Here is a 12,064-nt window from a genome sequence, read left to right on the forward strand (position 1 = left end):
CAGCGAAATTTCAAAATAATTGTAACAGGTTAGCCATGAAATAAGCTTGGCTAACGCGGGCTGTGCCCGCAACCCAGTTATTTGTTAATTGTTAATAGGGTAAAGTGTTTGAAAGGGGTTTCGTTTGTATTGAATTGAAGCATCTACTTTTTTTCGCGAACCTTCTGGATTTTTTCCTGAATCCTGTCCTTGTACTTTTCAATGTCTTCAGGTTTGACCCCCATTTTTCGGGCATAGCTGAAAACACGTCGTTCAATCGCAGGCATATTGTCCTGGAGTTTTTTTTTGCCGTCCTGAAAAGAAGTCTTGAGGTGATTTATGATTTCTTCCCTGGAGAATTCCCGCATGGCTGCCTCCTTCAGTATTGAATCTCAAATAAGATACTGGTATATATAGCCTGTTTTCAAATAAAGCTCAAGGAGCATATAATGCCGCGTCTGATCAAGTACATGATAGCCTTATTTGTGTTGGTCTGCATTGCCTTTGCGGTTTTTTTTCTCAGCCGTTCCCCTGTTGCTGTGGGATTTGCAGGTCCTCTCACCGGGCCTTACTCTGATCTGGGGGTGCATGGACGAAACGGAGTCAGACTGGCTGTGGAAGAGATTAATGCACGAGGTGGAATAAACGGAAGGCGGCTGGAACTGGAGGTCCGTGACGACAAAGGGACTGTTGATGGGGCAAAGGAGGCTACTGCCGGTCTTATTGAGTCCGGAGTGGTTGCCGTCATCGGTCATATGACAAGCCAGCAGAGCATGAGTGCCCTTCCCGTGGCAACTGAAATGGATACGGTTCTATTAAGTCCCACCACATCCACTCCGGAACTGACCGGGATAAAAGACAATTTTTTCCGGGTACATCCAGGTATAGACAGAAGCGCCAGGGCCCTGGCCCTTTTTGCCAGTGAAGAGCGCAGTAAGAACCAGTTATGCACCATAATAGATATGGACAACGAATATTATACAGGTTCTTATAAAAATCATTTTGTTCAGGAGTTCAAGAGCAGGGGCGGTAAAGTTCTGTATAAAAAAGAGATACGCTCCAGCAGCAGGCCCGACTGGCATTATATAGTGCAGGACTTGCTGAAATGTTCTTCAAAGGGCTTTTTTATGTCTCTTTCCGCCAGGGATACGGCGTCTCTTGTGCAGGCCGTGCAAGCCATAGGCGTCACAGCAGAGCTTTTCAGTTCCGGATGGGCCATGACCGGGGAGCTGCAGAGGGTGGGCGGCAGGACTGTAGAGGGCATGGTGTTTTCCTCCAGCACGTTTCAGGAAGAGCCCAGACCGGCTTTCCAGACTTTCCAGGAGCATTACCGGGGGCGATTTGGTGAAAAACCTTCTTTTGCAGCTGCCTTTGCCTACGATGCCACCCAGGTTCTGGCTCTGGCCCTGAAAAAGACCGGGGGCAGGAAGAGCGGTCTAAAAAAAGCCCTGACAGGGATACAGGACTACCCCGGGTTATACTGGCCCATAAGTATTGATGAATACGGAGATGTGACCAGTCCCCAGTATATTATCCAGATCCAGAACGGAAAATTCCAGACAGTGCAGAAGCTTGAATCTCAGGAACTGCGATGAAGCCCGCACCTGCCCTGACAACTATTATACAAAACCTTTTAGGCAGGCGTCTTTTGCTTGTGGGGCTGCTCATTGTGCTGGTCATTGCTGTCCTGCTGGGATATTTCCGTTATCATGAGATTAGAAGCGAGCAGCGTCTGCAGGCGGCCAGCATTGCAGCTTATGTAGAGTCCCATATCCAGTTTCAGATGCAAACCATGAGTTTTTTGTCCACAGTAATGCATTATCCGGAATTTGAGGCTATTGCTTCCTACTACAAGCGGCATACAGGTCTTTTCCAGCGTTTTCTGGTTTTAGACGAGGCCGGACGCATCAGGCAGGTGATACCCCATATGGAGGCTTTCAGGGATTTTTCCAGGATGCTTCCAGAGTTGGATATGCATGAAACCCCAGGGCGGTTTTATTTTTCAATACCTTACGTAAATCCTGACGAACACTCCATTACAGTAAGCCTGGCCTACACCAGTCATATTGGAAGAATCCTGGCTGCTGAACTGGACCTGTATGCCCTGCAGGATTTTATTCACAGACTGACCGGGCTGAAGGAAGATGATCTTGTATTTGTGCTGGACAGATATGGTAATGTCCTTGCACATCCTGACGCCGGATATGTAGCTACCCAGTCCAATCTGGGGCACCTGGATACTGTGGCCAAGGCTGTGAATGGGCAGACAGGTTTTCTGGGTCTGGGACGAAAACAGGGAGGATTTTACCTTTTCAGTGCTGAGACCATCCCCGGTCCTGAATGGAAGGTTTTTACAGGTTGGTCGGTAAAGTCTCAACTGATCCCGGTGCTGACCCCCATCGCCTTTGCCGGGTTTCTGCTTTTCATCTTTTTGAGCCTTATGGTCTGGAATGTGACCAAGAGGATCAGACAAGACGTTATCAGCCCCCTTTCATCTTTTAGCGGTGAAGTCAGAAATCTGCCCCGGGGAACCTTTGATATTGGGGTAAATAAATATGTGTCCTCGTTTTCAGAGCTTCAGGTTTTGAGCCAAAGCTTTCAGGATATGGCTGAAACCATTGTGCGCAGAGAGGAATCCCTGCGCAAAAGCGAGCAGCGCCTGGCAAGCATCCTGGACAGCCTGGATGCAGCAGTATATGTGACCGATATGCAGTCCCACGAACTGTTGTTTATCAACAGATACATACGCGAGAATAAAGGCGATGTACTGGGCAGAAAGTGCTGGGAAGTTTTCCAGGATAAGCAGGAAGGGCCTTGCAGTTTATGTAATCTCAATGAACTGGTTGATGAGCAGGGTGGATCCATCGGGGTCGTCAGGAGGGAATACCAGGAAACTGGAACTGGCACCTATTACGACTGCAGGTCCATGGCTATTCCATGGAGCGATGGACGCATGGTTCGTATTGAGATTTCCACAGACATAACACAGCGCAAAACCATGGAAGCCCGGCTGAACCAGGCAAATAAAATGGAGGCTGTTGGAACTCTGGCCGGAGGTATAGCACACGATTTTAACAATATCCTGCAGGTTATTACAGGTCATGCCGGTATGCTGTTGAAAAAAAGTACCGGGAATGACCCGGATTACAAGAGGGTGTTGCATATTCAGCAGTCAGCTGATCGAGGCGCCGGGCTGGTGCGGCAGCTTCTGGCTTTCAGCAGGGAAATGGAAATACAGTTTCAGCCGGTGGATCTCAACAGTGAGGCCGTTAATATAACTTCTCTCCTGCGGCAGACCTTTGCCCAAAAACACGATATACAGCTGGATCTTGATGACACAATCATGCCGGTAGCAGCAGACCCGGCCCAGATTGAGCAGGTACTGCTCAATCTTTGCAACAATGCCCTGGATGCCATGCCGGAAGGCGGCAGCCTGGTTATTCGTACCGCCAATATATCCATGGAAGCCCCCCTGGATATTGGTTATACCCAGGTTCTGCCCGGTCAATATGCACTGTTGGAGGTCAGCGATACCGGTACAGGCATTGATGAGGAAATCAGATCAAAGATATTTGATCCCTTTTTTACCACCAAAGAAATAGGCAAGGGCACAGGCCTGGGTTTGTCCTCGGTTTATGGGATTGTGAAAAGGCATAACGGCTATATAGAGTGCAGAAGTCAACCTGGAAAGGGTAGCACATTCAGAATCTACATCCCTGCATCCCATAAGAGCCACAAAGACTTGAGACACGAAGAACAGGAAAAAACGTCCGGAGGCAGCGAGCATATACTCGTGGTGGACGATGAACCCTCTCTCAGGGAGTTGACCAGGGAGGCCCTTGAAGAAGCCGGGTACAGGGTAAGCAGTGTTGACAGCGGTGAAAAAGCACTGGAATTATTTCAGAAACAGGGTAGGGATATTCATTTGATTATCATGGATATTAATATGCCGGGTATGGGAGGCCTCGCCTGTATTGATAAGTTGCTGCAGCTTGATCCAGGGACAAAGATTCTTGTTGTCAGCGGATATTCTCCGGGGGAAGGCCTGAGTAAATACCTGTCTTCAGGACGTGCAGAGTTCATGGCCAAGCCCTACAGGGTGCCGGAACTGCTGTCCAGGATACGCGAGATTATTGATCCCGGTTTTGGCACAGACAGCAGGCTTTGAAAGCATATTCAGGGGGCGGATATAGCCATGGACAGTCTCCAGGGCCTTGTGCCGGTACTGGGCCTGGGGACTGTACAACGCTGAGTACTGACGCTGGCGTCGCCCGCAACCCAGAGAAGAAGATTGTTGAACCACAAAGACACGAAGGTCACTAAGTTAAATAAAGTAAGTAAGGAGGGAATTTTTTGAAAACCGGGCAACGGTTTTCAAAAAGGCTGCCTTTTCATTTGTCACGCGAAACGAGTGACAAATGAAAAAAATATCCTGTCTTCCCTGGCGACCTTTGCGCCTTTGCTTGAGAATATGTTTTTGGGTTGCGGGCATGGCCCGCATTAGTGTAGTTGCCTTTTTCAGTAAAATAATCCCTGGTAGTCCCCCAGGTAAACAGAAGAAGCCCAGTTAAATAAAAAGAGAATTTAATCACGCCAGAGGCGTACCAGGCTAATCTGCACCCAAGGCATCCCATTTTCAACTCAATGCTTCAGCTTCCTGTCTAAGGTTGCCCATTTCATCCAGATACCACCACCAATGGGATGGAAGCACACGGGTCCTTTTTCTCATCTCTGAAAGATCAGCAACCTCTGAAATACGTACTGCCAGAATCACAGCATTCCGGGATAGTTGACGATCCAGATTTTCAAGTCTATCCCTTTCATTTTCATTTAGAAGCGGTTCCCTGGATGCCAATTGACTGCGGACATCCAAAATCTCCAACAATTCAAAACCGCTTACATCAGGATGGAGCATTCCTTCGCTTAAAAAGTCCAGTAATTTTTTTGATTTAAGGTCCATTGCAAGACCTCCTTTATTTGACCAATGAGTACAAATCCTCTTTTATTTAGGTAACCATCTGTATCTTCTGGAGGAAAGGCAGTTTCCATGATTCCATTCGGTCCATATATGATCAGCCATTCTTTTTCCTGGGCAAAACCTCTGATTGCATAATAGTTGCAGGCTTTAAATTCATAAATATATAAAATATTATTATCGTTTTGTGCAATATCGTAAATGATCTTGTCATAATCACTGATGGTAGCAGATATTGAGACATGATTCATGCGCTGACGCTTTTTCAAATGTGCATAGTCCTTTCCTGCCTTCCATTGTATTTTATTACGTATAGAAAACAAAGCTTCTATTAGTGCATTTCGCTCCTCTGTGGAAAGTATATTTTCTATCCTGATCATGTCTATTTTAATCAAGCCAAAAATTTCATGCCTACCAGTCTTCAGCCTGCTTAATAAAGTGTACCTGCTTTACCGGGGAAGACATTCTTATTCGTGCTGATTCGCCTGCCCCGCCTGCCCGGGTATACTGGAAGAGAGTATACGGGGCAGGCCGGGCAAGCCCAGTTTAAGGGGTAAAATATCCATGGCCGCTCTGATAATCATGTATACTTCCTCTTTGTAAAGCATGATTGAGGCTTATCCAGTAAGCTTTATTCTGAAGAGATGAACTTTTGGGTCCACTAATCTTCACTAATCTCATTAAGGCGGGCCATGCCCGCAACCCAAGAAATAAAGAAACCTTAACCGCCCGTTCGCCCATGTTGAATGGCTGCGCCTACACTTCGTGTATTCAACTGGGTAAAAAGACTCACTTAAGACGCCCAGTTAAACACCTGCTGCGCAGGAACGTTTTCAGCGTTGTTTCACGCCCATTAAAAGGCCTTCTGTCACCCATTAAAAGGCCCTCTGTCAAGAGAAAATACTATCCCGATCGGGGTTTCGCTGTAGTGACGATGTCTGCCGTTGAACACCGTTTTTTTTTCAGTACCTTTTTTTCAGGCCTGTTCAGTATATTACGTGCCAATATCATTATAGCGACACTTTATTTGAACTCGAAGGGGACTGGCTCTTTTGCCGCCGAGAGGCCAGCCATGTTAGGGTTTGAGTTCGGCAAAAGTGCCTGTCCCCGGTGGCCGAGGCAAAAATAAACACAAAGTGGCGCTGTAGTGATATATAATTTGACTTTTTTGCTCTTTCAGTCTAGTGATCAGTATATTGCGTATCTTCAACACGCCTTAGCCCCAGCAATGCCCACCTGAGCAGTATCTTCAAGTTGCATTGACCATAATGGTCTGGATGTCCAGGTTTCTGCCTGGTCCAGCAGGTTTTATTGCCTGTAAAAAGATATAACTATGAAGATCCGGCGGTATTATTGGGATTAAATTACAGTTGAATTATTTTTTTAATCTATCAGGAGGAGTAATTGATGCAAAGCCCATTTCCGGACTTACAACTTTTTATCACAGGTCCAATCTATGTACGGCCTGAGGTGCGCCAGGCAGGACTATGGCCGGAATTCGGCCACAGGGACGCTGAGAACCGCAAGCGTTTTGAGCCCATCATTAAAAATCTCAAGACTGTGGCCGGGGCCCCGGACGATTACGAAGTCATAATTTTCAACGGCAGCGGAACCACTGCCATGGAGGCATCCATCAGGTCGCTGGTTGCTGACGGGGAAAAGGTGCTCAATGTTTCAGTAGGAGCCTTCGGGGATCTTTACCACAAGCTGGCGGTGGTAAATAACAAGGATGCTGTCCAGCTCAAATTTGATCCTGGTGAATGCATAGACCCTGCCAGGCTGCAGGTTGCCCTGGATAAAGAAAAGCCTGCTGTGGTGACATTGACCCATAACGAGACTTCTACCGGGGTAACCAATGACATCCAGGAAGCATGCCGGATCATAAAAGCAGCCGGGGCTTTACCCCTGGTGGACGGTATCAGTATTTTCGGGGGTGCCCCCAGCCATATCCAGGAGACCGGGTGTGGCATGTATATAACCTCCACCCAGAAGAGCCTGGGGCTCCCGGCCGGCTTCGGAATTGCATTCGTAAGCCCCGAGGCTGTGTCCAGGGCGGAAAAGGTGACCAATCGAGGTTTTATCTCTGATATCTTGTCTCAGCTTCCCAGGGCCAAAAAATTCCAGACTCTGACCACTCCCAACTGCACCCTGGCCAACCAGATGTATATGCAGATGGACTATATAGTTAACCAGGAGGGAGTGCAGAACCGCTTCGCAAGACATGTCCAGATGCGGGACAGGGTGCACGAATTTATCGCCGGCCTGCAGGGTTACGAGTTTTTTGCCCCCGAGGGTTACCGCTCTCCCACAGTGACTTGCGTGCGGGTACCGGAAGAGCTTACCCCGGCTGGACTCAAGGAGATCAAGGAAACGCTCAGGGAAAAGGGATATCTTTTTGATCCGGGTTATGGAAAGCTCAATGACGCCCTGGCGCAGGCCGGCAAAAGAGCGGTTTTCCGCATAGGCCACCTGGGCGATATGAACATGGACATGCTCAATAAATATCTGCAGACCCTCAAGGACATGTTGAAGGCCTGATGCATTCCGGCGAGGGTTTTTTTACAACGTAAGCAAAGGAGTTGTACAAATATGAAAATACTTGCAAATGACGGACTTGTGGATGATGCTGTAAATTTTCTGCGTAAGGAAGGTTTCAGCGTAGATACCGAGAAACGGGATTATGAAGATTTGATGGGTGACTTGCCGGACTTTGACGCGCTACTGGTGCGCAGCGCCACAAAGGTGACCAGAGAACTTATAGAGGCGGCCACTACCAGGAAAGGCAAGCTGAAGATAATCGGGCGCGGCGGGGTAGGCACGGACAATATTGATCTCCAGGCCGCCAAAAAATGCGGGGTAGTGGTCAAGTTCGCCCCCCATGGAAATATCAACGCCACGGCCGAGCATGTTATCGGGCTCATATTCGCCATTGCCCGCAGGGTGCCTTTTGCGCATCATACCCTGAAATCAGGCATCTGGCACAAGGCCCGCTTCAAAGGAGTGGAGCTGCAGGGCAAAACCCTGGGCCTTATCGGTTGCGGACGAATAGGACAGGCCATTGCCACCAAGGCCAAAGACCTGGACATGAAGGTCATCGGGTTCGATTTTCAGCGCTGGATGGATTCCGAGGTGGATTACATGGATTCTATAAATGAAGTACTGGACAAAGCTGATTTTGTAAGCATCAATACCGGGGGCACCCACACTCTCATCAGAGGGCCGGAACTGGAGCGTATGAAACCCAGCGCATTCCTGATAAACGCCTCCAGGGGGGTCAATGTGGAAGAAGACGCCCTGTATGACGCCCTAAAAAGCGGCAAGATAGCCGGGGCCGCCCTGGACTGCTACGAAAAGGAACCCAAGCGTGAGGGCGAGCCTTTCAACAGTAAGCTGGCCGAGCTGGACAATATAGTATTGAGCGCGCATCTGGGGGCCTCCACAGCCAGTGCCGCCCGCAAGACCGGTATGGAAATTGCCGATGTGGTTTCCAGGTATCTGAAATACGGTGACTTCAGGCAGTCAGTCAACGTGGGTGAGACCGTAATCGACGAAGGCATTGATCTTTATACCATCTTCATTACCCACGAAGACAAGCCTGGAATGTTCGGCAAGTTCGGCACAGCCTTCGGGGATATGGGGGTTAATATTCAGGAAAACAATTCCCGGCGTCTGGATGGACTGGCCCAGACTATATATACTATCCAGGAAAAACCAACTCCAGAGATGCAGGAAAAGCTTCTGGAAATAGAAGGTGTCAGAAGGGTGGTTTATTAAATATGGATGTTGCCGTACCTGTTTAGCGCTTTTTAGGAAGGCAGGGGACAGGCACCCCCGCACTTATTTTTGTCACAGGAAATTTCAGCATATTTGAAAAAATAAGTGCGGGGAGAGCCTGTCCCCGTGCTACATGCAAAGCGCTAAGCAGATACATGTTGCCAAAGTCCAATTTAAGGTAACCATACAGGTTATTTTTTAAATAGAATTACCACTGAAAAAATTATTGCAATACCTAAGGATTGACCAGTTGCACCTATGATTCCACCAAAATAACCACCGATGGCACCACTTACAGTACATAGGATCAAACCTGCAAATGCATGTCTGCGAAGCCGGTTGATGTATCCAAAAAAGTAAGGAATCAAGCCTAATATAAAACCAACAGCAAGTCCGATTAAGGTCCTTAACACAGCAATCATTATCGGTGATTCAAGCATCTACAGCAATCCTTTATTAAAAAATTGAACTGGACATTTATAACACTACATCGACGTAAGCATTCAGGGGGCGTCGGAACCGGCCCGGGGACAGTCCCCGCGACACTTTTCCTGCACAAATACCAAAAGTTCATACGTGAAATTTTGTGAAGCTGCATAATCATTACTGAGCGGGGACAGTCCCCAGGCCTGGTGTAAATTATCGCCTCGGCCCCCGGGGACAGGCACTTTTGCCGACCTCAAACCGTAAAACGGCCGGACTATCCGGCGGCAAAAAAGCCAGTCCCCGGAGGTTAATAATAAGTTTCTCTGTAGTGTTATTACTCGATGTATCTGCAAAAAGTCGGGGAATGAAAAATTCAGAAATCAACAATCTACATAACTCTTTGATTTTACTGACCTCTGATCTCTGACGTCTGTGACTGCAAAAATGACTTTTTGCAGTCACATCTTACTCCATTCGGTAATGTTTGCTCACGGCTTTGGTGATTTTCCAGGTGCAGGACATACCCCTGGGAAATGTAACCAGGTCACCGGCCCGAATGATCACCGGCTCTCCACCATCCGGAGTTACTTCCACTTCTCCCTCGACGATATAGCATGTCTCCTGCTCATCGTAATGCCAGGGAAATTCCGATTCCTTTTCACCCCACATGGGCCAGTTTTTGACTCCCAGGCTTTCCAGTTCTTCCCGGGATGGATTGCGGTTAATTTTTATCTCCTGCATAAGTGCCTCCAAAGAATTGTTAATTTATGCCTGGCATCAAAGTCCATTTTACATGCCATCCCTGCTCTTCTTCCAGGCAAACGATTCCAGCGTTTTGAAACTTGACAATCCTGTTTTCCTGGTCCCCGGCGACCAGTAGTGAAGCCAGGCGCTGCATAAATGGCAAGTGTCCCACAAGCATAAAGCGGTCCAGACTGGATGTTTTATTCTGCCATGCCTGAACATCATCCAGAGGTCCGAGCCCTTCGGCGGACCTTACACCCTGGGATGGATTTAAAGACTCTGCCATTATTGCAGCCGTCTGCTCAGCCCTTTTCTTGCCGCTGTGCAGGATACAAGCGACCTGAACCTGGTAATGACCAGCGGTTTCAGCAATACGGCGTACATCTTTTTCTCCCTCAGGCGAAAGGCTCTGCTCGGGATCTTCGTCCTTGGGCCTGTTTTTACCGTGTTGAACCAGGTAAATCTGCATAAATACCTCCTTAACGATAATAATCCTGAAATATTGCCGTGAAATTTATACGTGACTTTCATCACCTGGGGGTGAAAACAATTTTTTCATGGTATCTGTTCAGCGCTTTGCATGTCCCCTGCTTTCCGTAAGCATTCAGGGGGTACTCAGTTTTAGTCCCTGGCACCAGGCCTGGGGACTGTCCCCGCTAAGTACTATCTGTGCAGGTTCACACAACTTAGCGTTTGTCATATTTTGTTTGTGCAGTAAAGGTGTCGAGGGGACTGTCCCCAGTCACGCCAGAGGCGTGATTCCGGCACCCCCTGAATGGTTACTGCTTTCCATAAAAAGCGCTAAACAGATACTTGCGGGGACCGTCCCCCGGCCGGTATCATAATTTACACAAAGTGCCGCTGTAGTATTATAAAATAAGGTAATCAATGGTAAAGCCGGCTGTCAAGGTGTAAGGATCATGGTTTGCCCCTTTACGCTTCCCTTGACATGGACGAAAGTCTGTGCATTCTTTCAATCAGTTATCACCACAGTATCTGTTCAGCGCTTTGCATGTATCACGGGGTGCCAGTCCATGCTTTCCTAAAAAAGCGCTAAACAGATACCAGGCAGTTAACAATAACAATACAGCGACACTTTGTGTTAATTTTTGTCTCGGCCACCGGGGACAGGCACTTTTGCCGGACTCAAACCGTAAAATGGCTGGTTTCTCGGCGGCAAAAGAGCCAGTCCCCTTCGAGTTCAAATAAAGTGATAAACGGCCACCGGGGACAGGCACTTTTGCCGGACTCAAACCGTAAAATGGCTGGGTTCTCGGCGGCAAAAGAGCCAGTCCCCTTCGAGTTCAAATTATGTGTCGCTGTAGTGATAAACAAGTAACTGAAAACCATTGCAATCTCAAGATAAAACAATGACTTCAAGCCTGAGCAACGAATTTATCCTCGGTCCATTGGGACTGCCGAAGATGTCTCAAGTACTGGAAAAGGGCTATGTACCGGAACATTCGGCTTGGTTTATGCGGGCCATGTCCTGCGGGGAGCCTTTTCTGGTGCGGGATCATCTTTTTCTGGCCGGGGAGGACTGGCTTATGGGCATAGGTTATCCCCTGTCCGGTACATATGACCCGGCTGAGTTTTTCAAGGCCCTCCAGGAAAGCATAAAGCGGATTGCTCCCGTCAGATGCTGGTCGGTGAGCCCCGCTCTTCCTGAAGAACTATGCAGTCACAGGGTGGAGCAAGACTATTACTACATACTTCCGGCAGGAGCCAGGGTGCCTTCTCGGATTCTGCGGCTGACAGAACGGGCCTCAGAAACCCTCAGGGTAGAGCAGGGCAGGGAGTTTCCCACGGCCCACCAGGAGCTGTGGGATGAATTCACCAGCAATAAGATCCTGCCAGCCAGGGTGCGCAACATGTACGAGCGTACAGTGTGCGTGCTGGCAGGGGTACCTGATCTTATTTTGCTGAATGCCTGGGATAAAAACGGCAACCTGGCTGCATGCCTGCTTCTGGATCCGGGCCCGAAAAGGTTTACAAGCTATCTCATAGGTGCTCACTCCCGGCGTACTTATACCCCTTACGCCACAGATCTGCTTTTCAGAGAGATGCTGAGCCTTGCCAGGGAGGGAGGCAAGGAGTTTGTTCACCTTGGTCTTGGGGTAAATCCGGGCATAAAGCGCTTCAAGACCAAGTGGGGCGGAGAGGCCC

11 protein-coding genes and 1 pseudogene are annotated in these 12,064 nt (G+C 48.5%); 5 read left to right on the forward strand and 7 right to left on the reverse strand.

Translation table 11 applies throughout. From position 1 onward, the window contains the following. Positions 1–143 precede the first annotated feature (143 nt). Positions 144–347, reverse strand: a complete 204-nt coding sequence (locus QZP87_RS05900) for a hypothetical protein (RefSeq protein ID WP_291321997.1) — start codon at positions 345–347, stop codon at positions 144–146. Between the two features lie 81 nt (positions 348–428). Here QZP87_RS05900 and QZP87_RS05905 point away from each other — a divergent pair, with 81 nt between their 5' ends. Together QZP87_RS05905 and QZP87_RS05910 are read left to right on the forward strand one after the other, a co-directional pair. Further along, a complete protein-coding gene (locus tag QZP87_RS05905) occupies positions 429–1,574 on the forward strand; it encodes an ABC transporter substrate-binding protein (protein ID WP_291321998.1) in 1,146 nt (381 codons plus the stop codon). Beyond that, a complete protein-coding gene (locus QZP87_RS05910; protein WP_291321999.1) occupies positions 1,571–4,147 on the forward strand; it encodes an ATP-binding protein in 2,577 nt (858 codons plus the stop codon). Before QZP87_RS05905 ends, QZP87_RS05910 begins: the two co-directional genes overlap by 4 nt. Before the next feature lie 468 nt (positions 4,148–4,615). Here QZP87_RS05910 and QZP87_RS05915 read toward each other — a convergent pair whose 3' ends face one another. The 3 genes from QZP87_RS05915 to QZP87_RS05925 form a co-directional block, all read right to left on the reverse strand. Beyond that, positions 4,616–4,939, reverse strand: coding sequence for a hypothetical protein (locus QZP87_RS05915; RefSeq protein WP_291322000.1), 324 nt, complete (start codon positions 4,937–4,939; stop codon positions 4,616–4,618). Beyond that, the gene (locus tag QZP87_RS05920; protein WP_291322001.1) at positions 4,903–5,349 is read right to left on the reverse strand and encodes a hypothetical protein; all 447 of its coding nucleotides are present in this window, start codon (positions 5,347–5,349) and stop codon (positions 4,903–4,905) included. Before QZP87_RS05920 ends, QZP87_RS05915 begins: the two co-directional genes overlap by 37 nt. Before the next feature lie 72 nt (positions 5,350–5,421). After that, positions 5,422–5,562: a hypothetical protein gene (locus QZP87_RS05925; RefSeq protein ID WP_291322002.1), complete on the reverse strand. Its 141-nt coding sequence runs from the start codon at positions 5,560–5,562 to the stop codon at positions 5,422–5,424. 799 nt (positions 5,563–6,361) lie between these two features. Between QZP87_RS05925 and QZP87_RS05930 the strand changes: the two genes are divergently transcribed. Together QZP87_RS05930 and QZP87_RS05935 are read left to right on the forward strand one after the other, a co-directional pair. Further along, complete coding sequence (locus QZP87_RS05930; protein WP_291322003.1) at positions 6,362–7,492, forward strand: aminotransferase class V-fold PLP-dependent enzyme; 1,131 nt, start codon at positions 6,362–6,364, stop codon at positions 7,490–7,492. A 51-nt stretch (positions 7,493–7,543) separates the two neighbouring features. Beyond that, positions 7,544–8,728: an NAD(P)-dependent oxidoreductase gene (locus QZP87_RS05935; RefSeq protein WP_291322004.1), complete on the forward strand. Its 1,185-nt coding sequence runs from the start codon at positions 7,544–7,546 to the stop codon at positions 8,726–8,728. A gap of 191 nt (positions 8,729–8,919) precedes the next feature. Here QZP87_RS05935 and QZP87_RS05940 read toward each other — a convergent pair whose 3' ends face one another. The 3 genes from QZP87_RS05940 to sixA all read right to left on the reverse strand — a co-directional run bounded on the left by QZP87_RS05940 (position 8,920) and on the right by sixA (position 10,367). Continuing rightward, the gene (locus QZP87_RS05940; RefSeq protein WP_291322005.1) at positions 8,920–9,168 is read right to left on the reverse strand and encodes a hypothetical protein; all 249 of its coding nucleotides are present in this window, start codon (positions 9,166–9,168) and stop codon (positions 8,920–8,922) included. 451 nt (positions 9,169–9,619) lie between these two features. After that, positions 9,620–9,895, reverse strand: a complete 276-nt coding sequence (locus QZP87_RS05945) for a cupin domain-containing protein (protein ID WP_291322006.1) — start codon at positions 9,893–9,895, stop codon at positions 9,620–9,622. Positions 9,896–9,914: 19 nt separating this feature from the next. Beyond that, positions 9,915–10,367 carry a phosphohistidine phosphatase SixA gene (sixA, locus tag QZP87_RS05950; protein ID WP_291322007.1) on the reverse strand — a complete coding sequence of 151 codons (453 nt, stop codon included), beginning with the start codon at positions 10,365–10,367 and terminating at the stop codon, positions 9,915–9,917. 901 nt (positions 10,368–11,268) lie between these two features. Here sixA and QZP87_RS05955 point away from each other — a divergent pair. Further along, positions 11,269–12,064, forward strand: a pseudogene (locus QZP87_RS05955) (GNAT family N-acetyltransferase); the annotation flags it as partial.

It is taken from the genome of Desulfonatronospira sp. (assembly GCA_003563255.1).
Classification (GTDB): Bacteria; Desulfobacterota; Desulfovibrionia; order Desulfovibrionales; family Desulfonatronovibrionaceae; genus Desulfonatronospira.

Bases quoted from the DNA above. Each gene is read 5' to 3' on its own strand.
- QZP87_RS05925 (WP_291322002.1), bottom strand. From the start codon at position 5,562: ATGCTTTACAAAGAGGAAGTATACATGATTATCAGAGCGGCCATGGAT.
- sixA (WP_291322007.1), bottom strand. From the start codon at position 10,367: ATGCAGATTTACCTGGTTCAACACGGTAAAAACAGGCCCAAGGACGAA.
- QZP87_RS05935 (WP_291322004.1), top strand. From the start codon at position 7,544: ATGAAAATACTTGCAAATGACGGACTTGTGGATGATGCTGTAAATTTT.
- QZP87_RS05930 (WP_291322003.1), top strand. From the start codon at position 6,362: ATGCAAAGCCCATTTCCGGACTTACAACTTTTTATCACAGGTCCAATC.
- QZP87_RS05900 (WP_291321997.1), bottom strand. From the start codon at position 347: ATGCGGGAATTCTCCAGGGAAGAAATCATAAATCACCTCAAGACTTCT.
- QZP87_RS05905 (WP_291321998.1), top strand. From the start codon at position 429: ATGCCGCGTCTGATCAAGTACATGATAGCCTTATTTGTGTTGGTCTGC.
- QZP87_RS05940 (WP_291322005.1), bottom strand. From the start codon at position 9,168: ATGCTTGAATCACCGATAATGATTGCTGTGTTAAGGACCTTAATCGGA.
- QZP87_RS05915 (WP_291322000.1), bottom strand. From the start codon at position 4,939: ATGGACCTTAAATCAAAAAAATTACTGGACTTTTTAAGCGAAGGAATG.
- QZP87_RS05945 (WP_291322006.1), bottom strand. From the start codon at position 9,895: ATGCAGGAGATAAAAATTAACCGCAATCCATCCCGGGAAGAACTGGAA.
- QZP87_RS05910 (WP_291321999.1), top strand. From the start codon at position 1,571: ATGAAGCCCGCACCTGCCCTGACAACTATTATACAAAACCTTTTAGGC.